At 60.6% G+C, this 22,924-nt stretch carries 24 protein-coding genes; 11 read left to right on the forward strand and 13 right to left on the reverse strand.

The window, feature by feature from the left end; genetic code table 11:
- The 4 genes from SMD27_RS19070 to SMD27_RS19085 form a co-directional block, all read left to right on the forward strand.
- A partial coding sequence (locus SMD27_RS19070; protein ID WP_320510028.1) for an extracellular catalytic domain type 1 short-chain-length polyhydroxyalkanoate depolymerase occupies positions 1 to 564 on the forward strand: 564 nt, incomplete at its 5' end.
- Positions 565 to 1,402: 838 nt separating this feature from the next.
- Entirely contained in the window at positions 1,403 to 1,531 is a 129-nt protein-coding gene (locus SMD27_RS19075; protein WP_320510029.1) for a hypothetical protein, read from the forward strand.
- A complete protein-coding gene (locus SMD27_RS19080; RefSeq protein ID WP_320510030.1) occupies positions 1,528 to 1,728 on the forward strand; it encodes a hypothetical protein in 201 nt (66 codons plus the stop codon). The genes SMD27_RS19075 and SMD27_RS19080 overlap by 4 nt, the downstream gene beginning before the upstream one ends.
- Positions 1,725 to 2,060 carry a hypothetical protein gene (locus SMD27_RS19085; protein WP_320510031.1) on the forward strand — a complete coding sequence of 112 codons (336 nt, stop codon included), beginning with the start codon at positions 1,725 to 1,727 and terminating at the stop codon, positions 2,058 to 2,060. The genes SMD27_RS19080 and SMD27_RS19085 overlap by 4 nt, the downstream gene beginning before the upstream one ends.
- A 39-nt stretch (positions 2,061 to 2,099) precedes the next feature.
- On the opposite strand, the gene SMD27_RS19090 is transcribed toward SMD27_RS19085, so the two are convergent.
- The 4 genes from SMD27_RS19090 to SMD27_RS19105 form a co-directional block, all read right to left on the reverse strand.
- Entirely contained in the window at positions 2,100 to 5,249 is a 3,150-nt protein-coding gene (locus SMD27_RS19090; RefSeq protein ID WP_320510032.1) for an efflux RND transporter permease subunit, read from the reverse strand.
- Positions 5,250 to 5,262: 13 nt separating this feature from the next.
- On the reverse strand, positions 5,263 to 6,348 hold the full coding sequence (locus tag SMD27_RS19095; RefSeq protein WP_320510033.1) for an efflux RND transporter periplasmic adaptor subunit: 1,086 nt from the start codon (positions 6,346 to 6,348) through the stop codon (positions 5,263 to 5,265).
- A 185-nt stretch (positions 6,349 to 6,533) separates the two neighbouring features.
- Complete coding sequence (locus SMD27_RS19100) at positions 6,534 to 6,785, reverse strand: hypothetical protein (RefSeq protein WP_320510034.1); 252 nt, start codon at positions 6,783 to 6,785, stop codon at positions 6,534 to 6,536.
- A 24-nt stretch (positions 6,786 to 6,809) separates the two neighbouring features.
- Positions 6,810 to 7,511 (reverse strand): helix-turn-helix transcriptional regulator, encoded by a 702-nt coding sequence (locus SMD27_RS19105; protein WP_320510035.1) that lies wholly within the window; start codon positions 7,509 to 7,511, stop codon positions 6,810 to 6,812.
- Between the two features lie 520 nt (positions 7,512 to 8,031).
- Between SMD27_RS19105 and SMD27_RS19110 the strand changes: the two genes are divergently transcribed.
- The 3 genes from SMD27_RS19110 (at position 8,032) to SMD27_RS19120 (ending at position 11,180) form a co-directional block, all read left to right on the forward strand.
- Entirely contained in the window at positions 8,032 to 9,237 is a 1,206-nt protein-coding gene (locus SMD27_RS19110) for an NAD(P)/FAD-dependent oxidoreductase (RefSeq protein ID WP_320510036.1), read from the forward strand.
- 89 nt (positions 9,238 to 9,326) lie between these two features.
- The gene (locus tag SMD27_RS19115) at positions 9,327 to 10,283 is read left to right on the forward strand and encodes an MBL fold metallo-hydrolase (protein WP_320510037.1); all 957 of its coding nucleotides are present in this window, start codon (positions 9,327 to 9,329) and stop codon (positions 10,281 to 10,283) included.
- 150 nt (positions 10,284 to 10,433) lie between these two features.
- The gene (locus SMD27_RS19120; protein WP_320510038.1) at positions 10,434 to 11,180 is read left to right on the forward strand and encodes an SDR family NAD(P)-dependent oxidoreductase; all 747 of its coding nucleotides are present in this window, start codon (positions 10,434 to 10,436) and stop codon (positions 11,178 to 11,180) included.
- A gap of 133 nt (positions 11,181 to 11,313) precedes the next feature.
- On the opposite strand, the gene SMD27_RS19125 is transcribed toward SMD27_RS19120, so the two are convergent.
- The 3 genes from SMD27_RS19125 to SMD27_RS19135 form a co-directional block, all read right to left on the reverse strand.
- Positions 11,314 to 11,454, reverse strand: coding sequence for an SOS response-associated peptidase family protein (locus SMD27_RS19125; RefSeq protein ID WP_320510039.1), 141 nt, complete (start codon positions 11,452 to 11,454; stop codon positions 11,314 to 11,316).
- Positions 11,455 to 11,732: 278 nt separating this feature from the next.
- The gene (locus SMD27_RS19130) at positions 11,733 to 12,110 is read right to left on the reverse strand and encodes a DUF6481 family protein (protein WP_320510040.1); all 378 of its coding nucleotides are present in this window, start codon (positions 12,108 to 12,110) and stop codon (positions 11,733 to 11,735) included.
- Positions 12,111 to 12,973: 863 nt separating this feature from the next.
- Entirely contained in the window at positions 12,974 to 13,156 is a 183-nt protein-coding gene (locus tag SMD27_RS19135) for a DUF3606 domain-containing protein (RefSeq protein ID WP_320510041.1), read from the reverse strand.
- Between the two features lie 135 nt (positions 13,157 to 13,291).
- Here SMD27_RS19135 and SMD27_RS19140 point away from each other — a divergent pair, with 135 nt between their 5' ends.
- Positions 13,292 to 13,543, forward strand: a complete 252-nt coding sequence (locus SMD27_RS19140) for a hypothetical protein (RefSeq protein ID WP_320510042.1) — start codon at positions 13,292 to 13,294, stop codon at positions 13,541 to 13,543.
- A gap of 137 nt (positions 13,544 to 13,680) precedes the next feature.
- Positions 13,681 to 14,016, forward strand: coding sequence for an ATP-dependent DNA ligase (locus SMD27_RS19145; RefSeq protein ID WP_320510043.1), 336 nt, complete (start codon positions 13,681 to 13,683; stop codon positions 14,014 to 14,016).
- Between the two features lie 206 nt (positions 14,017 to 14,222).
- Here SMD27_RS19145 and SMD27_RS19150 read toward each other — a convergent pair whose 3' ends face one another.
- The 6 genes from SMD27_RS19150 to SMD27_RS19175 are packed head-to-tail and all read right to left on the reverse strand — an operon-like array spanning position 14,223 to position 20,325.
- Positions 14,223 to 14,900: a cysteine hydrolase family protein gene (locus SMD27_RS19150; protein ID WP_320510044.1), complete on the reverse strand. Its 678-nt coding sequence runs from the start codon at positions 14,898 to 14,900 to the stop codon at positions 14,223 to 14,225.
- A complete protein-coding gene (locus SMD27_RS19155) occupies positions 14,897 to 15,751 on the reverse strand; it encodes an N-formylglutamate amidohydrolase (protein WP_320510045.1) in 855 nt (284 codons plus the stop codon). The genes SMD27_RS19150 and SMD27_RS19155 overlap by 4 nt, the downstream gene beginning before the upstream one ends.
- Entirely contained in the window at positions 15,738 to 16,625 is an 888-nt protein-coding gene (locus SMD27_RS19160; RefSeq protein ID WP_320510046.1) for a branched-chain amino acid ABC transporter permease, read from the reverse strand. Before SMD27_RS19160 ends, SMD27_RS19155 begins: the two co-directional genes overlap by 14 nt.
- 6 nt (positions 16,626 to 16,631) lie before the next feature.
- Positions 16,632 to 17,345, reverse strand: coding sequence for an ABC transporter ATP-binding protein (locus SMD27_RS19165; protein WP_452094330.1), 714 nt, complete (start codon positions 17,343 to 17,345; stop codon positions 16,632 to 16,634).
- A 14-nt stretch (positions 17,346 to 17,359) separates the two neighbouring features.
- Positions 17,360 to 18,508: an ABC transporter substrate-binding protein gene (locus tag SMD27_RS19170; protein ID WP_320510048.1), complete on the reverse strand. Its 1,149-nt coding sequence runs from the start codon at positions 18,506 to 18,508 to the stop codon at positions 17,360 to 17,362.
- An 8-nt stretch (positions 18,509 to 18,516) separates the two neighbouring features.
- The gene (locus tag SMD27_RS19175) at positions 18,517 to 20,325 is read right to left on the reverse strand and encodes a branched-chain amino acid ABC transporter ATP-binding protein/permease (protein ID WP_320510049.1); all 1,809 of its coding nucleotides are present in this window, start codon (positions 20,323 to 20,325) and stop codon (positions 18,517 to 18,519) included.
- A 75-nt stretch (positions 20,326 to 20,400) separates the two neighbouring features.
- Here SMD27_RS19175 and SMD27_RS19180 point away from each other — a divergent pair, with 75 nt between their 5' ends.
- Both SMD27_RS19180 and SMD27_RS19185 read left to right on the forward strand, forming a co-directional pair.
- Positions 20,401 to 21,426 (forward strand): MurR/RpiR family transcriptional regulator, encoded by a 1,026-nt coding sequence (locus tag SMD27_RS19180; RefSeq protein WP_320510050.1) that lies wholly within the window; start codon positions 20,401 to 20,403, stop codon positions 21,424 to 21,426.
- Complete coding sequence (locus tag SMD27_RS19185; RefSeq protein WP_320510051.1) at positions 21,427 to 22,758, forward strand: glutamine synthetase family protein; 1,332 nt, start codon at positions 21,427 to 21,429, stop codon at positions 22,756 to 22,758.
- Positions 22,759 to 22,924 lie beyond the last annotated feature (166 nt).

Raw genomic sequence — 22,924 nt, forward strand, 5'->3', positions numbered from 1 at the left:
CTGAAGGTGGATCCGACGCGTGTCTATGTTGCCGGATTGTCTGCGGGTGGTGCGGCAGCGGCCATCATGGGCTTCAATTACCCCGATCTTTATGCTGCCGTCGGGGTCCATTCCGGCCTAGCATGTGGCGCTGCGACGGACGTTGCCTCAGCTTTCCGCGCGATGCGGCAAGGAGGTCCCTTGTCTCAGCCTGAAGCGCCGGAGAATTCCCGCAGGATCGGCGCTGTACCCATCATTGTGTTTCACGGTGATGGGGACACGACTGTGCACCCATGCAACAGCGATCGTATCGTCACTCAATTCCGCGGTGAGGCCAGGCTTTCTTCCACAACGACACGAGGCGAAGCTGCAGGGGGCACCAAATTTACCCGAACAGTGGAGTCTGATGCCACAGGCCGCTCGGTGGTGGAAAAATGGACGCTTCATGGCGTTGGACACCTGTGGGTCGGCGGAAGTCAAGCTGGCTCTTACACTGACTCGCGTGGGCCGGATGCCAGTCGTGAAATGGTGCGTTTCTTTTTTGATCATCCAAACGCCGCTCGTGGCGAGACGGCTCTATCGTGAGTCTGCACGTCCAGATTCTCCCAGTTTCGCTTGGTCCCCTGCCACTCGGCACGGGATGGTCGATTTGATGCAGAATGCCAGTGGGCCCGCGCGAAGATAATGACCTATCGTCGACTGATTGAGATGGCATGTCTTATGCCTGGCTCAACTCGGAGGGCGCAAAATAAAACCGGCACCTTTCGACCGCTGGGGATTCTCTCCGGAGGAGGCATGTCGCACCTGCCTGTCGGAGCGACGACTGGTAGCGCGACTGGGATGCGGGTCGGCCCCTCCGACCTTCCACATCGCTTCTCGCGCCCCGTGCAGTTCGCACGGGTTTTTTTAGCCTTCGAGGTTGCTCTCTTTTTGCAGGGGGGTGCGGCGGTTTGAAGGCGTGTGCCAGATACCTTGCTCGCGTCAGTGATGAGTAAGTCCGTCTGACCAGGAGGCCGCAAAGATCTCTTTGCAGAAGGACCGTTGTACCGGCGAACGGCGGCAGACCGAGCAATTCGAACGTCTGTCCTACTGCCCCTTTAGAAGCGACCTCTCTGGACGAACCCGCCAGCACAGCAGGAAAGGAATGCGGAAAACCTGCTGGTCATCCGGGACGCTGCTTTCGCGCAGCAGTGTTGTCCAATTGGCAGTGCGGGGTTCCGTATCCGAGCCATTTTTTTGGAAAGCTTTTGAACAGGTAAATAATGCCATTTTCGGGGCCCAATTGGCCGGCCTCCGCGAACTCCGCCTAAGAGGCACTGTCTCACTCGCTGACGCATTAGAGCTTTTCGAAACAGCCCGACGCGCTCACCCGTCAATTCGTACGCGGGGTCTCGCCGCGAGGTTCGGGAAATGAAAACACCACATGCCATTCGCTGGCCGGGCGCTGATTGCCGTGGCGATCGGGGCCGCCGGCCTCAGCGGCCCAGCCGGGGCGAGGGCACAAGAGATCGGCCGCTATGCGGAGGAAATTTTGAAAGAGGCGGCGCAATGAAATTATGGCTTTTCAGCATCTTTGCTGTCGCGCTGCTGGCCGTCCTTTACGGCGCGGGGCTCTCCTGGCTAGAAGCGGTGCCGGGGGCGCTGCTGTTCACGCTTTCGATGTGGGGCATGGAACGCTTCTTCTGGCCGCAGTTCAAAGCCTGCAACCCCGATAGCGAGCGGCAGGAGCCGGGAAGCAACAAGAAATGATGAAAACACCGCATGCCATCTTCGCCGGCCTGACACTGATCGCCCTGGCGCGAATCGATGCTTTGCCCGAAGGCTTTTGGGAAGATCCATTTATTCTCGGCTTCGTGTTCTATAGCGTCGAAGCGGTGTTGACGCTGAACGATCCGGATGCCGATGCCCTTGAAGATCTGCCAGTTACCTATGTGGTGCTTCGAGGCGGCGATGGCATCGACGTATCGTGTCAGATCTGTTCTAATGCAGCGAACGCTTGCGAGGAGTTCCGCGTCCTACTCGCGATTTTCCTCTGGCTGGCCTCGCGCAGGTCTCCGGCTATCTGGCGAGCGCGGCGCTGACCTGGGGTTTTGCGCCTCCGACGTGACGGAGCCCATGTCTCAACCAGTCTTGATCTCCGCAGGCTGGGCCAGTGGCCGCAGGTCCCGCTGCGCCGGCCGGCGCGTCGGCAGGCGATACAAGGTCGCATAGAGGACTGGCACGATGATCATGGTGAAGATCGTGCCGATCGTCAGACCGGCCATGATGGTCACGGCGAGGCCGGCCCAGAACACGTCGGGCAGCAGCGGAATGACACCCAGCACCGTGGTGGCGGCCGCGAGAAAGACCGGGCGCAGTCGCGACAGAGCTGCCTCGATCACTGCATCATAAGGTGTCTTGCCAGCAGCGATATTGGCGTTCACCTCGTCAAGCAGCACGATGGCGTTTTTGACCATCATGCCGGCGAGACTCATCGCACCAAGCAAGGCGACAAAGCCAAAGGGTGTCCGCGTCACCAGCAAGCCGACAGTCATGCCGACGATGGAAAAGGGAATGGTCAGCATGATGATCGCCGCGGGCCGGATCGCATTGAACAGCCCGACGATGATCAGCAGCATGACGCCGACTGCCGGCACGATGCCCGGAATCAGCGAGGCCTGAGACTTTGTCGATGTCTCATATTCGCCGCCCCATTCCATCTGATAGCCGGATGGCAGTGTACTGGCCAGCGCCGTCAATGGCGGCGCCACGCTCTCCATATAGGTCGGCAACGTGACGCCACGGATGGGATTGGCCTGGAGGGTAATCGTGCGTTTGCGGTCGCGGCGCCAGATGACGGGGTCTTCCCAGCCGATCGCGACACCATCGATGACCTGATCGAGGGGCACCGTTTCGGCGCCATTGGCTGGCCGGATCTGCACATTGCGGAGGGCGCCGATATCGCTGCCGGGACCCTCATCCTGCCTCACGCGAAGCACGATGGGCAGCGCTTCATCTTCCTGGTTGAAGACGCCGAGCGGCCAGCCGTCGAGCGACTGCCGGATGCCGCGCACCACATCGTCGCGGCTGATCCCGGCCCAACGGGCCCGGGCGTCGTTGAATTGCGGCTGGAACTTCGCCACGCGCTGTTGCCAGTTGGTCTGGGCGACGTCGGTCAGCGGACTCGCCTGGAGGATCGCCGTGCCCTTGGCCGCCAATGCGCGCAAACTATCGCCGGTGGCTGACGCCGGACCCGAAATGCGCGCCTCGAATTTCCAGGTGAGCCCTGGACCCACGCCAAAGGGCCGCAGCAGAACCGTCGCCTGGGGATATGTTTCCTTGAGCCAGGGGGCCAGGGACGCGATCAGCGGAGCGACGTCACGATGATCATGGACATTGACCACGAACTGCCCGTAATTCGACGATAGCGGTTCGGGATCGACCGGTAGATAGAAGCGCGGCGGGCCTGCGCCGATGAAGCTGGCGACGCCGGCAATGCGCGGATCGCTGAGCAGCTTCTTCTCGATACCTGCCATATCGGTGGACACGGCCTCGATACGACTGCCTTCTGCCAGGCGGTAGTCGATCAGAAATTTCGGCATCGAAGAGTCCGGAAAAAACAGCTTGGTCACCTGGCTGAAGCCGATCACCGATACGATCAGCAGGCCGACGGCGATCATCAGTGTGAGGAAACGGCGCCGGATAGCTGTCTCCAGCAGGATGCGAAAGCCCCGCACTAAGCGACCACTTTGTGCACCGCCACCGGCGACCATGGCGGGGCGCAGCAACTGCACGCATTGCAGCGGCGTGACAGTGACCGAGAGAACCCAACTCAGCAGCAGCGAGATGGCGGCGACCGAGAATAGCGAGGCGCAATACTCTCCGGCATTCTCGGTCGAGGCGGCGATGGGATAGAAGGCCAGCACCGCGACAATGGTCGCACCGAGCAGTGGCCAGGCCGGTTGGGTCGCGGCCTCGATCGCGGCTTTTTCGCGGGGGCCTCCGCGCTGCATGCGAACCAATGCTCCCTCGGCGACGACGATCGAATTGTCGACCATCATGCCAAGCGCGATCACCAGAGCACCCAGCGACATGCGCTGCAGATCGATGCCCATGCCGGCCATCACGACAAAAGTGCCGAGGATGGTCAGGATGATGCTGGAGCCGATCACGATGCCCATGCGCCAACCCATGGCCAGCCACAAGACCGCCAGGACGATCGCCACCGCCTCTGCCAGGCTGATGAAAAAGGAGCGTACGGCGGAATCAATCAGCTCGGACTGCCAATGAACCTTATGCACGTCGATGCCGATCGGCAGGTCGGCGACCAGCTGTGCCAGGCGGACATCGACCCGTTTCCCCAATTCCACCACATTGACGCCAGGCTGATTGGTAATGGCGATAGTTATTGCCGGCTGTCCGTTATACCGCATCAGGGTCAAGGGAGGATCGCGGTAGCCGAGGTCGACCTTGGCAACATCGCCGATCCGGATCAGGTCGCTCTGACGTTGAGCGCTGCCAGTCTGCTGAAAGCTTTCCAAGGGAGAGGCCTGGACCAGGAGATCGGCGATGGAATCGACGGTAGGAAACTGGCCGGACGGCGTCACGGCGACCCGTTGGTTGGCGAGTGCCACCGAGCCCGCCGCCGCCACCGCATTTTGCTGCGTGATGGCACGTTCCAGGTTCGTCTCGGAGATACCAAGCTGGGTCAATTGGGAGAGGCTGGCATCAAGATAGATGCGGCGATCCTGCACGCCCCATAAGGCAACACGCGCGACACCTGGTACCAGGCTCAATTCCTTCCTGATGTCGGTCGCATATTGCTTGAGCTCGGCCGGAGTGTAGCCATCGCCCGTGAGGGCAAGCAGCAGGCCATAGACATCGCCGAAATCGTCACTCACGGCGGAAGGACCGGCGCGCTGCGGCAGTTGCGGCGCAACATCCCCCACCTTGCGGCGCAGCTCATCCCAGACCTGGGCAATCTGGGCCGAGGTGTAGGTGGGCTTGATGAAGACCTTGACCACAGACAAACCTTCTTGCGACGAAGATTCGAGGTGATCGACCTGCTTAAGCTCCTGCAGCTTGGTTTCGATCCGGTCGGTGACATCGCGTTCGACCTCGATCGGGGTGGCGCCGGGATAGGGGGTCGAAACCACGGCCACCTTGATGGTGAAATCTGGCTCCTCCAATTGGCCGAGGGAGAAGAAGGCGGCGATGCCGGCCAGCACCAGGAGGACCACAGCGAACAACGTGAAGGTGCGATTACGGAGGGCGAGCTCAGGCAGCTTCATAATGCCAGCCTCCTCACGGTTCGGAGACGCGAATGGCTTGGCCTTCTCGGAGACTGTGCACGCCGGCAGTGACGATCAGATTGCCGGACGCGAGCCCTTCCGTCACGCTGACGCCCCCGACCACGGGTTCACCCAAGGTGACCGGCTGACGATGCACGGTCTTCGCGCCCTCATTCACCACCCAGACGAAGCTGCGGGTGGCATCGTCCGGCGAGAAGGTGGCTGACAGGGGAATCAGGACTCCTTGCAGTTCCTTGGCAATTTCCGGCCCCGGCCGGCCGCGGGCTTGACCCGCCATGCCCGGCACGACGATGACACCCGGCGGGGGCGTCAGCAAAAGCTTAACGAGGTAAGTTCGCGTCGTTTCGGACGGCTCGCGTCCGATCTCGGAAACCTCGGCGGGGATCTCAATGCCCGGAACCGCGTCGAAGGTCACCTTGAGGTCGACCATATAGGGGACGTAGGAAATCATCGACTCCGGGACATTCACGACCATCTCGATCTCCGCAGGATCGATCAGTCGGATGACGGATTGCGACGGATTGACTTCGGCAAAAGCTTCGGCAAAGGCAGCGCTGACGACACCGTCAAAGGGTGCGCGTAACTGCGTATAGCTGAGATCCAGTTTCGCTCGCTCCTGGGCGGCCTCCACGGATTTGACTTCGGCGAGGGCTTGCTTGGCCGTAGTGTCGCTGACCTCGAAGCGCGCTTTGGCGATGACGCCTTTTGCCAGAAGTTGCCGATCGCGGTCGAGCTGACTCGCTGCATTGGCATAGGCCGCGCGGGCACGTTGCAGGCTGGAGGCGACACGATCAAGCTCCACCTGATAGGGCGCAGGATCAAGCGTAGCGACGACATCGCCCTCCTTGACCTGATCGCCGACCCGGACGCGGCGCTCCAAAATGCGACCAGGAACGCGAAATGCCAGCATAGCCTCGCGGGCTGAACGGGCCTGGCCGGGCAGCGCTCTGCCGGCGAGCAAATTCGCATCGGCCACCCGGACGACGCGGGCCGGGCGGGCCGCTTCAGCATTGTCGGTAGCCTTCTCGCCGCAGGCGGCAGTCGCGAGTGCTGCTAGAAGAACGAGAATTCGCCGCATAAGGATCTCCCTTGGGTGTCCAAGCCGAGCTCTCTGTCTCACGGAAAACGCTAGCATGGTTTTTTCGTGCACGGGCACAACCGCATCGGCCGGCAGACTGCTGTCGGAGCCGCCTCCTTTGAACGCTCGGTCGACGAGGACCGGCTATGCGTTCGTTCCTGCCGTCCAGTTTGGCGGCACGCCCGCTAAGGGCGGTCTACGGAGCGCAGGAACTGACGCTCGAACCAGGGTAAGAAGGCAACGAAGACGATCCCGATCGACAGATTGAACAGCGTTGTCGCCCAGGCAACCGCCATGGCGGGTGAGGCGGCGAAACTGACGATCAAAGTCGCATATAGGCCGATGAAGGGCAGATAGATTAACACGCCGCCGGCATTGAGACTACAAACGGAAGTCGCGCAATAAGGCATATGCCAAGTGGTACGTCGGTTCAGCATGACCTCCTGCGCGGAGCATTGCTGTTAACGCATGCGCCGCCGCCAATCGCTCGGCGTTTCACCGGTCAGCTTCCTGAACGCTGCGGCGAAGGCCGTCTGGGAGGCATAGCCAAGCGCCGCGGCGACCGAGACGACCGACTCGTCGGTGTCGCGCAGCATATTCATGGCCTGCTCGAGGCGGTGCTGGCGCAGCCAGGCATGCGGCGAAAGCCCGGTGCTCTCCTTGAAGGCACGACAGAAGTGGAAGCGCGACAGGCCCGCATCGGAAGCCAGGGCATCGAGGGAGACGTCGGCGTCGCTGCCCGAGCGCAAGCGTTCGATGGCACGGAGCAGGACCTTCGGCGACAGCCCACCCATGGTGGGTCGGAACGTGGTTGGCGAGCCGGCGTGCGCAGCCAGGAGGCGCGTGATCACAACCCCGGGACGAAACGTTCCGATCGCAACCGATCTTCCTGACCGCCGCTCCATGCGTTGTAGCGAGCCGTTGTAAGCCATGATGACGTGGTGGTTCATCGGCGCGACGACGTCGTGCAATGGTTCATGTTTCCAGTGGGCGATCCCGGCACCGGAGGCGTCCAATGCCATGTGAAATGGTGTGGTCCCCAGCACCCGAGCCATCTCCGCATCGGCACGACGCCCATCGGCAACCGACACGCCGTTCTGACGGGCCTCAGATATGGCGGGCGGGTGGTCCTGCAACGGATCGCGCGGGATCGGCTTATTCATGATCCAATACCAAAGTTGCGGTGGCGATGGAGCCCTTGCCGCGATGGCGCGAGCAAGTAAGTGGGGGCGGTCGCTGATCTGATAACGGAACTTACCTCAGCAAACTCCTCACGTAAACTATCTGACGGATAGTGCGATCTATCCGCTACGGGGGTCATTAGCGGAAGCACACATATTTTCCCGGCTATCCGCAGAACCTGCGAAACCCCGAGCGATCGGCGGAGGCACAAGCGTTAGCAGCAATCGCTCTATAGCGACGGCAATCGCTCTGGGGCAGCGGCACGCCAGGTCCGCTAGAGATCGTCGTGCCCACGCTGAGAGAGCGACAGACGAACTCAAGGGACCGATCCTATGACCTCCGTCACTGACTTCCATCATGACCGGGGATGGCGCCCGCGTTCCCCACCTGGACTGGGGCGTAAAGCCCGAGCCGATCCTCTTTCGATCGCTGCTGCCCATCTGGGGCAGCGCCGGTAAGGCGCGGACTTTTGGAAGCTAAAAACTACAGGAGCAAATGACAATGCGACTCGTCATCATCGGCGCCGGCTTTGCCGGCATGTATGCTGCACTTTCCGCCGCCCGCCTGCGCGACATCCAGGGCGTTTCACCCGAAGAGCTCGAGATCGCGCTGGTCGCGCCCGAGCCGACGCTGGTGGTGCGCCCGCGGCTCTACGAACAGAAGCCCGAGACGTTGACTGCGCCTCTGCTCGATGTGCTCAAGTCCATCGACGTCGTCTACGTGCAGGGCAGCGCCGAGACGGTCGACACCAAATCTCGCATGGTGCAGATCGCCACGGCAAAAGGCACACGCAAGTCGCTCTCCTATGACCGGCTGGTCGTGGCCACCGGTAGCCGGCTGTTTCGTCCGAATATTCCCGGCCTTGCCGAGCACGGCTTTTCCGTCGATCAGCTCGACGATGCGATCGCCCTCGACAAGCACTTGCACGGCCTGGCCAACCGCCCGGAAAAGAACGGGCGCGATACGGTCGTCGTTGCCGGGGGCGGCTTCACCGGCATCGAGGCGGCCACAGAAATGCCCGCGCGGCTGCGCAAGATCCTCGGCAAGGATGCGAAACCGCGCGTCATCATCGTCGACCGCAACAATGCGATTGCGCCCGACATGGGCGAAGGTCCCCGCCCCGTCATCGAGGACGCCCTGCGCAAGCTCGGTGTGGAAACCCGCCTCGGCGCCGGCGTCGCCTCGCTCGACCAATCCGGCGTCACGCTGTCCAACGGTGAACATATAGAAACCGAAACCGTGGTCTGGGCGGCAGGCATTCGCGCAGCTCCCTTGACTCAGCAGATCCCCGCCGAGCGCGACAATTTCGGCAGGCTGCTGGTCGACCGCTGTTTGCAAGTGCCAGGCGTGCCCGGCGTGTTCGCCACCGGCGATGCTGCCCGCGCAGCGTGCGACGATGTCGGCAACTACGCGCTGATGTCGTGCCAGCATGCGACGCGAATGGGCGCCTTTGCCGGCAACAACGCCGCCGCGGAGCTGCTGGGCGTTCCGACCAAGCCCTATCACCAGAAGGCCTACGTCACCTGCCTCGACCTCGGCGAGGCAGGCGCTTTGTTCACGCGCGGCTGGGAGCGCAAGGTCGAGATGGTCGGCGAGGTCGCCAAGAAGTCCAAGCAGGAGATCAACACGGTGTGGATCTATCCGCCGCAGGCCAAGCGTGCCGCCGCGCTGGCCTCGGCCGATCCGGAGCGTGTGACCGACCTCTGAACAATCACCAGCATTGACCGGGCTTCGAACGCGGGAACCGCGGTCCGCCCAGGATCGAGCGCCAAGATCAAACTCAGGAGTTTGCAAAGATGAAACAGATGATCCGCAACACTCAGCAGGAGACAAACATGAGCTTAGACACGACCGCAGACCCCATTACATCGGGACCCGAAGAGCTCGTTCCGTCGCGCTACGCGCTGAAGGTCGGCGACATTGACGTGCTGGTGGTTAGCGATGGGGTGCTGCCGCTCCCAACCCAAATGTTGGGACACAACGCCAACCCAGCCGACCGCGCGGCCTGGCTGAAAGATATGTTCCTGCCACAGGACGCGTTCGACTGGGCACTGAACGTGGTCGTGGTGCGTAGCGGCGGCAAGACCATCCTCATTGACGCTGGACTAGGGTCCGATCCGGACTTGAACTTGCCGCGGGCCGGCCAGTTGATCAAGCGCCTGGAGGCCGCTGGCATTGATCGTGGGTCCGTGACCGACCTGGTGCTGACCCACATGCACATGGACCACATTGGTGGGCTGCTCGTCGAGGGGGTGAAGGAGCGACTGCGTAAAGACCTGCGGATCCACGTGGCGGCCGCCGAGGTCAAATTCTGGGAGGCGCCCGATTTCTCCCACACCTCCATGCCACAGGGCTTCCCGGACGCGCTTCGGTCGGCCGCGAAGCGGTTCGTGAGCGAGTACGGGAGCAACCTGCGGACGTTCGAAGAGGAGCACGAGATTGCGCCGGGCGTGGTCGTCCGTCGCACCGGCGGTCACACCCCCGGGCACAGCGTGGTCCGCGTGGCGTCCGGCGGTGACGGGCTGACGTTCGCCGGCGACGCCGTGTTTATTGTCGGGTTCGAGCAGCCCGACTGGCACAACGGTTTCGAACACGACCCCGAAGAGGCTGCGCGCGTTCGGGTCCGTCTTTTGCGGGACCTAGCTAAGAGCGGCGAGATGCTGGTGGCCACTCACCTGCCGTTCCCGTCGATCGGACGGGTGGCAGCCGACGGCGAGGCCTTCCGTTTCGTACCCGTCTTCTGGGACTACTGACCGCTCGTTGGGTTAAGGCCAGGCAGAACCAGGGCGCGTATGAGTTCTCGCCCTGGTTCAATACCTCGCAACCACTGAGCCGCTGGAACCGAAGCGGTCGTTTATGTCCGCTTTGACCAATTTCGAACTTTACAGATGAGGCGAACGAACATGCAGAACGAAAAGGTCATGATCATAACGGGCGGCAGCTCTGGCATCGGTCGGGCGGCCGCGCTCCGTTACGCGAACCAAGGCGACAGGGTGCTCATCACCGGCCGCCGCGCGGGCCCCGTCGAGCAAACGGTGGCGGAGCATAAAAATATCGCGGGCATCGTTGCGAACGCCGCCTCTGCTGAAGACGCCAGGCGGACTATCGCCACGGCGGTCGACAACTGGGGCCGAGTGGATGCGCTCGTCAACAACGCCGGCGCGGGCGCTATCCTTCCGTTATCGGATGCGACAGCCGATCGGATCACAGACATCTTTTCCGTCAATGTGCTCGGTCCTAGCCTGCTGGCCCGCGCCGCCATTCCTCACCTGAGGGCGACGAAGGGCACCATCATCAACATCTCCTCGACCTTCGGTCACCGGCCGGCGGCGGGACTATCCCACTACGCCGCCAGCAAGGCGGCGCTGGAACAGCTGACGCGCTGCTGGGCGCTCGAACTCGCGCCGCTCGGAATAAGGGTGAATGCGGTCGCGGCCGGGCCCACGGAATCCGGCGCCTTGACCGGGATGATGGGGCTATCTGCGGAACAGGCTGAAGCCGTGAAGGAAGACGAGCGCGCACGGATTCCACTCGGTCGGCGCGGCGTTCCCGACGACGTCGCAGAATGGATTGTCCAGCTTGCGGGCCCCGCCTCGCAATGGCTGACGGGCCAGGTTCTCGCCGTCGATGGCGGCTTGGGACTGGCTTAGTTTTACACGCTGCCAAGTGCGGTCCCGACCTGAACGAGTGGCAAGTCCAGCCATGTCCGTAAGTAAATTCAGAGCATTTCCTCTGCTCGGCAGGGAACGGATGATCGTCTTCCCGGCCTCGGCAGCCGTCGTCTTATCGGAAAGCCAGGGCGAATGGCTGGCTTTGCTTCATCTGGGTCAGATAAGTCCGCTTATCGCCTTTCGGTCCTTTCCATTCATAGAAGCCATCGGCCGGCACCAGGCAATGCCGCTTGGCAATGGCGGCGCGGAACATCGGCTTGCCTCAATGCTTGGCCGATCGTCATCAGTCAGGCAGGGCCGGCTTATACCAGCCCCTGCGGATTGCCTTAAGTTGATAAGGCGAGGGCGCAGAAGACGCCCATTGGGGAAACCTGCGCCGATTGCCTGCAATGCTTTGCCACCAGCTCGACCTTGTGGAGTTCGATACGCTTCGCTTGGCCGCCCGGCAAGTCGTGTTGGGGGAAGCCCCGGCGAGGTCGCCGAACGCCGATTTCTCCGAGCGGCCAGGAGCGTGTCAGTGTGGAAGGTCGCCTACTTCTTCCGCGCCTTGCGGGCGGCGTAGCGAGCGTCGCGTGCCGCCTTGCGTTCGGCTTCCGCTGCAACTTCGCGAGCAGCCCGTTCGATAGCTTCCATTTTTTTCGCTTCTTGCTCGGCTTCGAGCGCCCGCAGGCGCGCGTCCTCTGCGGCGACCCGTTCCGCGGCTTCGCGCGCCGCGTCGGCCAATTTGGCCTTCTTGCGTTCAGCAGCACGTGCCTCCCGCTCGATAGCAGCCACATGCCGCGCAGCCTGGCGTTCGGCGAATCCCGGATCGTTGTGAGCCGCCTTGGCGCGGGCCTTCTCAAGCAGGATCTGCTTTGCCTTCGCTGCCGTGCTCAGCCGGTCGGCTAGGCTCGTCTCCTTGTCTCTCATCTCACCTCATCTATCACGTTGTTAAAATGGAAAGGCCTTGAAAAGGGCCTCAATCTGAGCTGTTAAAAGCAGAAATTGCCGTCCAAGTCCAGGCCGGTTTGTTTTGGCGCCAGGCTCTGCGGTTTCTCCCACGGTCGCCTGTCTCAAGGCGGCCCAAAACACCCCACGCCAATGCGGCTGCCGAGCCGCGCGACGACGCGTTGGCTCTATTGATCTTCTGGTGATCTTCTGGGGTTTTGACGCTCATCGCGCCCATTTGCTGGTCCGGGTGCCTCGATCAACCGCGCCGTCGGATAGACTAACCATCCGGCTTCCACGCCGATTTTAATTAGAGCATCGCCCAGTATGTGTGCCGCGTGGGGCGCTCTATCTTTATTCTTAACGCATATGCTCACAGCTGGTGGTTTGTCGCCCAGGTAGTCGCCAGCAGCGTTTGCATTCCTCCTAGGTCCGCACGAAGTTCCGTAATGTTACCGAGTAGCGCAACTGGCTGACGGGCGCCACGAGGATGATAACCTTTAAGACGCCGACACAATTTAAATGCGGCATAAATATTGATTGCCCCGATTAAGATAAGGCACTCAGAAGATAATCTCGACTATCTTGCAACCCATCCGACGCACCAAGTCCTGGATCTTTCCGTGTATCCGGCCAGAGGATGTGACCGAGGCTTCTGTTGCTCCGGTCAGTTGATAGGTTTCCGGAGCCTAGGGCTGTGGTTTACCCACAACGTCGTCTCACTGACAATCGCGCCATATAACAAAGGACCTTTGGGCACGTCTCCGGGACCTTTGATTTTGGGCGTGGCCCATAATGACTGTCCTCCCACCTCGCCCTGCGGCCCACTCCGCGGGGCTTTTTTTTTAAGCCGCCTTGCCGAGATAGCGGGCGATGGCGTCCGCCCGGCTCCCCACCTTGCTCACCGCTCTTTGTAACTCGTCCTTCGACACACTCCACTTCTCAGTCCAATAGCGGACCTCATAGTCTTCATGCCGATTGACGGTGCGGCCGTCTTCCGGTGCACGAGTGCTCTTGTCGTCTGTCATGGGTCACCTCCGGTTGAATAACCCGGTCCCGTCCCTTCGGTTCCGTTAGGACCTATGGCCCATTATCATTGGATATTGACTTCCGTTTCCGCTGGGTTGCTAAATCGAGCGGTTGGGGGAAAGGCTGGTGCACCGATGGCTAAAATCACGATGTATCGGGAGCCGCTGGAGCGGTACGTCTACAGCAAGATCATGAATTTTAAGCCGGTGAAAATCCGGCGCCTAGAGATCCGGCAACTCCGGGAAGCTGAGAACGGTTGTAACTGGGTGATTGCCGAGTTGGATTGTGACCTGCCTAAGCACATGATGTCTTACCTGCAGAGTGAAGTGATCGCACCGTTGCGGAACGCAATCGATTTGGCGGCAGAACGGCGGCGGCCGCTTTAGGCTTAGCGCAGTCCCTGAACCGGACCTCGCGATTAATGTTGATTGGTTCGGAGGCGCCATTCTCCCTTCGTCTGGAACCACAGCGCAAACTCTTGGCCAAGCATGCGCTGGCGCCTCCACCTGAGAAAGGCGGCGCAATGCAGTGGCAGACGCTCGAGAAACCTACAGCGCGTAAGTCCTCCGCCGCCATACCGCCCCAACTCTGCACTCTCCTGGCCAAGCCGCCTACAGGACCCGGCTGGGTCCATGAGATCAAGTGGGACGGCTACAGGATGGGGGCCGACATTGACCATGGGCAAGCCCGGCTGTTCACGCGAAACGGCTATGACTGGTCGGACCGGTTCCCCTCGCTCATCAAAGAGCTGGCCTTGTTGCCATGGGAACGCGCCTATATCGACGGCGAGCTATGTGCCCCGGATGAGCGGGACGCGTCGACTTCGGTGCATTGCAGGCGGCTATCGGCGCTGGCATAGACCAGGACCTCGTTTTTATGTTTTCGACTTACTGGTTTTCAACGGCAAGGACCTGAAGAAGCTGCCACTGAAAGACCGCCGGGCGAAGCTCTCGGCCTCGGGCGCGCCAACAACAAGGCGCCTCGCTTGTCCAATTTTGCGCGCCGATGGTTTTTGAACGCCATCTGACTGCGAAGGATCAACCAACCCGCCAGAAAGTGTCTATTTCAGCCGAGTTGGGAGAGTTCGCTCAGCAACTGCTCTGTGCTTCGAATACGGCAATAGCCCTTGATACCACGCTCAGAGGCACTCTGCCGCTCTTCAGTGTAGGTCGCGCAGGCATCCGGAACCAAGGTGACGAGATAGCCCAGATCAGCCGCCCCGCGCACTGTGTTCTCCACGCATTGGTCGCTCAGCACGCCAAAGATGACCAGATATTGGAAACCCATGTTTCGGAGGACATAGTCAAGATTAGTTGAGCCGAACGGTCCCGACGCGGTCTTCCTGATGATGATATCATCCTCGGCCGGGGCCACTTCATCGATAACGGCCGCCTGCCAGGAACCGCGCGGGTTGTTGATAAATGACGCTTTGTGATCAATCCCGCGGTCGCGTCCATCGCGCGTCAAACTCTCGATCACCACATATATATTCTCCATGCCGAGCTTGCGCGCTGCCGCATGGATCTTCTGCTGGTTGGGGATAACCAGTCGTGTCAAGCGATCATGGAAATAGCTGTATTTCGTTTTTTCAGCATCATCGCGCGCTTTATTACGCACCTTCGCAGAACAATCGGCGTTCTGCATATCGACGCTTATGATCGCCGTACGCTGGGGATCAATGGCCTGTTCGCGAAAAGCTGGGCCGAGATCTTCAGGTCGCCCGAAGCGGTAAAGATCGCTCATGATTTAACCACGTTTGCTGATGATAGTGAGTCGGTCGCCAATCGCTCCAAGGATGGACGAAGTCGGCGGAGCAGGTGGTCGAAACGTTCGGCCCATGACGCGATGCCGGCGGCATCGGCCAGCGTATCCTGCCGTATCTCGACCAAGACATGGGGTAGGCCACGGCGTTCGCCGTGAATCGGAATAGAGTAATCGCTGTCGTCTTCAACCTTATACGGGACGTTATCTCCGACGACGAGCGCCCGCCCCCAATCCTGTTCCAGTAAGAGCTTAGCAAGCCGGCTGTCACGATTATAGGCGAGATCCATATGCCATGGTCTCTGTTGTCCAGGATAGTTCGGCGTGAAGCTATGCATCGAGAATAGGAGCGTCGGTATTCCCGCATGGCGGCGACGATCCAGCAACGCCGCGATCGCCGCATGGTACGGGCGGAACAGCACGTCACGACGCGCCGCCATATCTGCTGCGGAGAGGGCAATGTTTCCGGGGATTGCGATCCCGGCGCTTTCATCTGGGATTGAGCCTGGACTTTCGAGTGGCCGATTGCAGTCGATGACGAGACGCGAGTAGCCGCTCAGTACCAAGGAAGCATCTCGGCTTGAAGCGAGCATGCGCGCAAGATCGGCAGCACCGATATCCCAGCCGATATGCGTTCCGATTTCTTCTTCCGTCAAGCCGAGGGTGCCAAGCCGCTGCGGAATGCGCCGGCTCGCATGATCACAGATGAAGAAGACGAAATCCCGGGATTCAACATTCGCTTCCTCAAAGACCGGAGGATCGCCGGGCGTCAGCAGCTCTTGGGCAACGACATAGGGGGTACTGTCACTCATTTTGCTCTCACGGACGAACACTATGCACGGCGCCGAACAAGCCCTGCGGTCGATAGAGCAACACCAGGACAACGAGGGTGAGTGATATCGCATCACGAAACGGCTGCACGGAATCAGGTAACAGAGCCTGCAGGCCGATCTCAATCGCACCAAGGAAGAAACCGCCGATGACCGCGCCCGTCAGATTCCCGATGCCGCCAAGGATCGCGGCGATGAACGCCTTCAGTACCGGCACGAATCCCATCAGCGGATCGACTGACCCGCGCTGTGCGATCCATAAGAGGCCAGATACGCCGGCAAGCAGTCCTGAAATCGCAAAGGCGGTCATGATCACACGGTTGGCGCGGACTCCCATCAGACGGGTGGTCGGAAAATCCACCGCCGCCGCGCGGATGGCCATTCCAAGCAGCGTGCGCTTCAGAAACAAGGTGAGCAGGCCAACGCTGAGAAAGGTCGACACGATCGACAAGGTCTGGATAACGCCGATATGGAAAGGCCCGATGCTGAGCGCGCCAGCCAGAGCATTCGGAATCGGAACCGGTCGCGGCCTTGTCGAGATGAAGTTCTGGAACAGCACCTGCAGGATGCCGCTTACCGCGAAGCTGGTAATCAACAGCGTGGTCCCGGTGGCACCCCGAAGCGGTCGGAATGCAACCCGCTCCATCAGCGCGGCGGTGACCGCGGCGGCAATGAGTGCAAGCGGGACGATCAGCACGGCGGGCACACTAAGGACAAGACAGAAGAAAACTGTGTAGCCCGAGATGGTCAGGATCTCGCCATGGGCAAAGTTGATCATGCCAAGCACGCTGAAAACGACGGCAAGCCCCAATGCCAATAGAGCATAAGTGCCGCCGAGGCTGAGCGCGTTCACACATTGTTGGATCAAAATTTCCATGGCGTCTCACGCATGCCCCAGATAAGCCTTCTGTACGTCCGGCGAGATCTTCAGCTCAGCGGCCGTGCCCTGCAGCACCACCGTGCCACCGCTGACGACATAGCCGCGATCGGCAATATCCAGCGCCTGGTGCACGTTTTGCTCGACCAGAAGGATGGTCAGGCCCATATCCCGCAGACGCCCGATCAAATCAAAGATCAGTTCCACCACCTGGGGCGCCAGGCCCAGCGAGGGCTCATCGAGCAAGAGCAAGCGAGGTTTCGACATCAACGAACGGGCAATAGCCAGCTGCTGTTGCTCGCCTCCGGAGAGCGTACCTGCGAGCTGGTTCTTGCGGCTGGCCAGGATCGGGAAAAGCTCCATCATCTGGTCCCATTGCCGGGACACCTCCTCGGCGCTGGATCGCGTTGCAGCGCCGATCTTCAGATTCTCTTCGACGGTCAGTGGCGCAAAAATGTGCCTTCCTTCCGGCGTCAAGGTCAGGCCGCGACGAACGATGCGTTCAGTGCTCTGCCCGGCGATGTTTTGACCGTCAAAACATATGCTTCCGTGGTGCACCGGCAGCAAGCCCACGATGGCCTGCAGGCTCGTGGACTTGCCTGCACCATTGGCCCCGAGCACGGTGACGATCTCGCCAGCCTCGACGGTCAAGCTGAGGTCGCGCACGGCCTTGATCGGACCGTAGTTGACGGCGAGACGGTCGAGTTCCAGCAAGGGCATGATGCCACCTGTCTTCAGAGCTTCGCCGGCGGGATCAAGGCGGGGTCGGGGGCTTCCTGGCGCACGAACTCGCGTTGACCCTTGGCGATCTTGATCAGGGCCACCTGGCGGATCGGAATGCCGGCTGTGCCCTTGTAGGTGATAGTACTGGTCGCCCCCTGCACATTCTCGAGCTCACTCACGGCCTTCCAGATTGCAGCGCGATCCGTCGAACCGGCCTTCAGCTCGGCTGCTTCCAGGACCTTGATCAGGTCATAGCCGATGGCGGCGTAAATGGTGTCCGGGTCGCTGCCGTACTTTTCCTTGTACTTCTTGTTGAAGGCTTCCAGCGGACTGCCGGGCGCCGCGTAGCCAGCGGTGGAGAACACCACACCCTCGGCGACATCGCCGAGCGCGAACGTGGTCGGAGAATCGATCCCGTCCGATCCGATAACCGGGATCATCACGCCGGCGGCCCGGAGCTGCTTGATGAAAGCCGGAAAATCCGGCTCGTAGGCGGCCGTCATGATAACGTCAGGCGCCGGGTTCAGCGATTTGATCTTGGTGACCTGGGCGCCGAAATCCTGCTGGCCCATGCTGAAATTATCCTCAGCGATCACCTTGCCGCCCAGCTTTTCGAAGACTGTCTTGAAGTAGTTGGGCAGCTGCGTATACGCGCTATCCGGCGAGATCAGAATGTAGGCGGTCTTGTAGCCGGTATCGATCGCGTACTTCGCCGAGACGGTCGCTTGCACATTGTCGGCGGGGAAGTTCATGAACATGTGATCACCGACCGCCAGCGGCAGGTTCGGCGAAGAGGCGCAGGTCGAGAAGGCGGTGACGCCAGCCTGCTGCGCAGTCTGGCCTGCACCGATAGAGGGATCGGCGTCGCATGGCGTCACCAATACGTTGACACCGTCATCGATCAACTCTTGAGCGGCGATCGCGGTCTGAGACGGGTCGGAACGCGAATCTTTCAGCTTCAGCGTGATCTTGGTCTTGCCACCGATGCCGCCGGCGGCGTTGATCTCGTCGATTGCAAGCTGCATTCCCTTTTGTGCGGGGACATCACCATAGGCGAAGCTTCCGGTGAGGCCGATCGCGCCACCGATCACCAGATCGTCGGCGTTAGCAACTCCAATCGTGGCCGCGAGTCCCAGGAACCCGGCGACGGCAATCATCATACTGGACTTCATACCGCTTTCCTCCCTATCTCGGTGTTCTTGTTGTCCTTGGCCCCGCGTTGTTTGCGGAGGCCGATATAAGCTTCAATCACCTTTGGATCGTTCTGCACTTCGGAAGGCGTGCCAGTCGCAATCATTTGCCCCTTGTTCAGGACCACGACGCGATCGCAGAGACGCATAACCAGCTCGAGATGATGCTCGACCAAGAGAAGGCCGAGTCCGTATTTGTCGCGAATTTGACGCAACAAGCCCATGAGAGCCTGGGTCTCCGCAGAATTCATGCCGGCTGCCGGCTCATCGAGCATTAGGTATTGTGGACGCAACGCCAAAGCCCGGGCGATCTCCACCCGTCGCTGTTCGCCATAAGCCAGGGCACCAGCCCTGCGGTCAGCTAGATGCTCGACGCTCAGCTCCGCCAGCGCCGCCAGCGCTTCGGCTCGTATATCGCTTCCGCTCTTGGCGCTCGCTGCGACCGCCACCTCGATGTTTTCTAACACTGTAAGATTCTTAAAGAGCCGGATGTTCTGAAAGCTCCGGCCGATTCCGCGACGCGCGATCTTGTCGGCCGATAATCCCTGCACTGCCGAGCCGTTGATCTTCACTTCACCGCTCGAGGGAGGCACCGCTCCGGATATTGCATTCAACGTGGTCGTCTTGCCGGAGCCATTCGGGCCGATCAAGCCGACGATCTCGCCAGCGGATAATTCAAAGCTGACCCGGTCCAACGCAACTAGACCGGCAAATTTTTTTGAGACGCCGACGACCTCGAGCTTACCAGCGGTGGACCTCAACGCCTCCGACCGGGCAACACCGACCAAGGATCTACCGCGGCGCACCAACCAGTCATCGACTTCAAGGAAACCGAGCAGGCCGCCCGGTCGACCATACATGACGATGAGGATGCCCACGCCCAAGGCGAGCTGCGTCAAACCAAACACTTGGGGAAAGCCCAGGCTCGGCAGCAAGGGGCCCTCCTCGATGCGACGTGCAATCTCCATAATAATTGTGACAACCGCCGTGCCAGCAACCGCGCCAGAAACTGATCCGATTCCGCCAATGATGAGCATGGCGATGATGCTGAATGTATCGACGAAGAAGAACTTCTTCGGGCTGAACGCGCCGAGGAAATGCGCGAGCATGGCGCCGGCGACAGCCATCAACATGGCGCTCACCACCCAGGCAATCAGCCGTCGCTGAGCGATGTTCACCCCCATCGCTCGTGCGGCCAGCTCATCCTCCCTCGCCGCACGGAGTTCGAGCCCGACCGGCAGATCGCGGAACAGCCGCGCAACGAAGATCGCGACAGCCACCCAAATGGCCAGCGAGGGGAGGGTGGTCAGCCGTTGCACCCCATAGAATGTCTGGCTGCCGCGGGTGAAATCCGTGGCACCATTCAAGACGCTATGGACGATCACCAGAAAAGCGAGAGTGGTGATGGAAGCTGCGGACCCGCTGAGGCGGGACAGCGGAATGCCGACCACGAAGGCGAAGACGCCCACGATCAGCATGCTTACGATAGCCGCCTCATTGAGGCCCATATGCGCAGCGGCAAGAAAGCCCGGCAAATTTGGCAGTACGGTCGCCTTCAATGATGGAGGCATCGTGAGAATGGCGGAGAGATAGGCGCCGACACCCATAAATCCGAGGTGGCCAAAACTAGTGATGCCGGAATTGCCGGAATAGAGCCCGTTGGCGACGACAGCGATTAAATTGATCAGGAAGATGATGACGATCCGCTGTTCGGCGGGGCCAAGGAGGGTGCCTGCGATGAGCGCGATTAGCGCGATCGGGACGATGAGCGCTCCAGCTCCGATCATGGCTGGTCGGGTTCGCGACGGCAGCAGGATTTCCCTGATTCTGTTAATTGAAGCCCTCCCTGAGCAGGCTTTTCCTTGGCCGTCAATCAAGTCGGCCGCGATATAGTAGATGTTTCAGTATTGAAGTCAACGTCGCAATCTGTAGTATCTATTAGCTTGATGGAGGCGAAAACGAAGAACCCGATTTCACATCCCGCGGCGATCGAACCGCACATCCGTGCTCTTCTGCCTAGCCTTACGCCCAGTGAGAAGCGCGTCGCGCGCGCGATCCTCGCCGCCTATCCAATTGCTGCACTTGGCACGATCGCCGAACTATCCGAGCGTGCGGGCGCCAGTGCGCCTACTATCCTGCGCCTGACGACAAAGCTCGGCTTTGAAGGCTATTCTCATTTCCAGAAGGTCGTTCAGGAAGAAATCCAGCAGAAGATGCAGTCGCCGCTCTCATTGCTGGAGAGCGCTCCACGCATGCCGCCGGCGCGACGTGGATTCCTCGGCGGCTTCTTCGATGATCTCGTCGAGGCACTGCAGAAGACGAATTCGCTATTGCAGCCGAGCGTGCTGGACGAAGCGATCGACCTTCTGGCCGATCCTTCTCGCAAGGTTTATGCGATTGGCGGCCGCAGCAGCCATGTGCTCGCCAAGTACCTCGTGTTTCATCTGCACCTGCTGCGGCCGCAGGTTCAGGAAATCGCCAACAGCTCCGTCCCAGTCTACCATCAAGCGGCGGATCTGGGGCGCGGTGCCCTCGTGGTTGCCTTCGATTTCCGGCGCTACGAGCGTCAGACCATTGAGTTTTGTCAACACGCCGCCAAGCGCGGCGCGAAGCTGATCCTGATGACAGATCCTTGGTTGTCACCGATCGCCGAGCTCGCACAGATTGTGCTGCCCGTGGAGGTGGACGTGCCGTCCCCATTTGACAGCAGTATCGTAGCGATGGCGGTGGTCGAAGCCTGCCTGGCTGGCGCTCTCGCGAGACTGGACGATACGGCGCGCGCGCGTATGGCGAAGCTGGACGAGCTTACCGGCAGGGATAAGGTCATAGGTGCCGAGACGGTAGGCGGCGGCACCCGACCGAAACCATCAAAACAGGGGGCGACATAGGTGAGCGAGCAAGGAAGCGGCAGGGAAACCGATCTCGCCATTTTTCTAACGAACGATCTCTCAGGAATCAGCCGCGGTCGCGCTTTCCCACTGCGCGATCTCGCTGATCGCCGCAGTTCAGGTGTAGGCTGGGTGCCCGCTAATCTTGCCATAACGCCATTCGGCTCCATCGGCCCTAACTCCTTCGGCCCGGTCGGCGATCTGCGGCTGGTGCCAGATCTCGATGATGACGGATTCCGGATGCCGGGAGTGAACGGCGAGCCAGACCTGCTTGGTTTTCTTTGCAATATCGTGGAAACCGACGGGACACCGTGGGAAGGCTGTAGCCGGGGCTTCGCGAAGCGCGCGCTTGCCGATCTCGAACGTGAGTTCGGCTTCACAATAAAGGCATCCTTCGAGCACGAGTTTTTTCTGACCAATGCTGTCCTCGCCAAAGGCGCGTTCACCTTGGCCGATTTCCGGGCCGTGCAAGGCTTTCTGGGTGCCGTGATCGCAGCCATGATTGGTGCCGGACTGGAACCGGAGAACATCCTGCGGGAATACGGCCCTCAGCAATTCGAAGTCACAATGAAACCTGCCCAGGGATTAGGCGCGGCGAACCGCGCGGTCATCTTACGAGACCTCGTCCGCGACCTGGCGCGCCAATTCTCGGTGAACGCCTGTTTCTCCCCGATCCTGGATCCCACTTCGAGCGGCAGTGGTGTGCACGTCCATTTCAGCCTCGTCGACCAATCGGGGAAATCGGTGACCGCCGATCCCGCGAGTGCCGGCGGCGTCAGTGCGCGAGCCAAGAGCTTTGTTGCGGGTGTCCTCCGACACATGCCGGCTTTGTGCGCTCTCACAGCACCCAGCATGATCTCATATGCGCGGCTGACGCCGCACCGGTGGAGTGCAGGCTTCAACTGTTTTGGCTACCGCAACCGGGAGGCCGGCATTCGGATATGCCCAGTGAACGATTCGCCAGGCAAGAGCACGTCGGAACAAACCCATTTCGAATTCCGCGCCGCCGATGCGACGGCTAGTCCTTACATGGTTTTGGGAGCCCTGGTTCGGGCCGGGCTCGAAGGATTGCGTAACAATCTCCTCGCCCCACCTATAGTGGAGGGCGATCCAGCAGATCTTGGGAATGAGGACTTGAAGCGCCTCAACATCCGCCGGCTGCCGACCTCACTCGAGGAGGCGATGGCGGAACTCAATGCTGATACGACCGTCAAATCCTGGCTGCTGCCGAGGATGCAGGATGGTTATTTCGCGCTGAAAGCAGCAGAAATGAAGCAAGTCGGTGCGCTCGAGGACAAGGACCGTTACGAGCTCTATGCACGATACTACTGACGCCAATCGTGGGCGCGTTCATTGCGATGGATCAGCGCGGGCTGGCGCCGCGCGGCCTATGATATGGCCTACGTTACCAAGGGACTCAGGTCACCATTGCATAGTCTTGTACTCATTCGTATCCCTGATTCCTGGTTTGTTCGATCGTCGGTTTGGCCATGAATGG

The organism is Dongia soli, from assembly GCF_034044715.1.
Classification (GTDB): domain Bacteria; phylum Pseudomonadota; class Alphaproteobacteria; order Dongiales; family Dongiaceae; genus Dongia_B; species Dongia_B soli.

Excerpts from the sequence above, each read along its gene's own strand:
- SMD27_RS19075 (WP_320510029.1), top strand. The coding sequence starts at position 1,403 with ATGCCATTCGCTGGCCGGGCGCTGATTGCCGTGGCGATCGGGGCCGCC.
- SMD27_RS19080 (WP_320510030.1), top strand. The coding sequence starts at position 1,528 with ATGAAATTATGGCTTTTCAGCATCTTTGCTGTCGCGCTGCTGGCCGTC.
- SMD27_RS19085 (WP_320510031.1), top strand. The coding sequence starts at position 1,725 with ATGATGAAAACACCGCATGCCATCTTCGCCGGCCTGACACTGATCGCC.
- SMD27_RS19090 (WP_320510032.1), bottom strand. The coding sequence starts at position 5,249 with ATGAAGCTGCCTGAGCTCGCCCTCCGTAATCGCACCTTCACGTTGTTC.
- SMD27_RS19095 (WP_320510033.1), bottom strand. The coding sequence starts at position 6,348 with ATGCGGCGAATTCTCGTTCTTCTAGCAGCACTCGCGACTGCCGCCTGC.
- SMD27_RS19100 (WP_320510034.1), bottom strand. The coding sequence starts at position 6,785 with ATGCTGAACCGACGTACCACTTGGCATATGCCTTATTGCGCGACTTCC.
- SMD27_RS19105 (WP_320510035.1), bottom strand. The coding sequence starts at position 7,511 with ATGAATAAGCCGATCCCGCGCGATCCGTTGCAGGACCACCCGCCCGCC.
- SMD27_RS19110 (WP_320510036.1), top strand. The coding sequence starts at position 8,032 with ATGCGACTCGTCATCATCGGCGCCGGCTTTGCCGGCATGTATGCTGCA.
- SMD27_RS19115 (WP_320510037.1), top strand. The coding sequence starts at position 9,327 with ATGAAACAGATGATCCGCAACACTCAGCAGGAGACAAACATGAGCTTA.
- SMD27_RS19120 (WP_320510038.1), top strand. The coding sequence starts at position 10,434 with ATGCAGAACGAAAAGGTCATGATCATAACGGGCGGCAGCTCTGGCATC.
- SMD27_RS19125 (WP_320510039.1), bottom strand. The coding sequence starts at position 11,454 with ATGTTCCGCGCCGCCATTGCCAAGCGGCATTGCCTGGTGCCGGCCGAT.
- SMD27_RS19130 (WP_320510040.1), bottom strand. The coding sequence starts at position 12,110 with ATGAGAGACAAGGAGACGAGCCTAGCCGACCGGCTGAGCACGGCAGCG.
- SMD27_RS19135 (WP_320510041.1), bottom strand. The coding sequence starts at position 13,156 with ATGACAGACGACAAGAGCACTCGTGCACCGGAAGACGGCCGCACCGTC.
- SMD27_RS19140 (WP_320510042.1), top strand. The coding sequence starts at position 13,292 with ATGGCTAAAATCACGATGTATCGGGAGCCGCTGGAGCGGTACGTCTAC.
- SMD27_RS19145 (WP_320510043.1), top strand. The coding sequence starts at position 13,681 with ATGCAGTGGCAGACGCTCGAGAAACCTACAGCGCGTAAGTCCTCCGCC.
- SMD27_RS19150 (WP_320510044.1), bottom strand. The coding sequence starts at position 14,900 with ATGAGCGATCTTTACCGCTTCGGGCGACCTGAAGATCTCGGCCCAGCT.
- SMD27_RS19160 (WP_320510046.1), bottom strand. The coding sequence starts at position 16,625 with ATGGAAATTTTGATCCAACAATGTGTGAACGCGCTCAGCCTCGGCGGC.
- SMD27_RS19165 (WP_452094330.1), bottom strand. The coding sequence starts at position 17,345 with ATGCCCTTGCTGGAACTCGACCGTCTCGCCGTCAACTACGGTCCGATC.
- SMD27_RS19170 (WP_320510048.1), bottom strand. The coding sequence starts at position 18,508 with ATGATGATTGCCGTCGCCGGGTTCCTGGGACTCGCGGCCACGATTGGA.
- SMD27_RS19175 (WP_320510049.1), bottom strand. The coding sequence starts at position 20,325 with ATGATCGGAGCTGGAGCGCTCATCGTCCCGATCGCGCTAATCGCGCTC.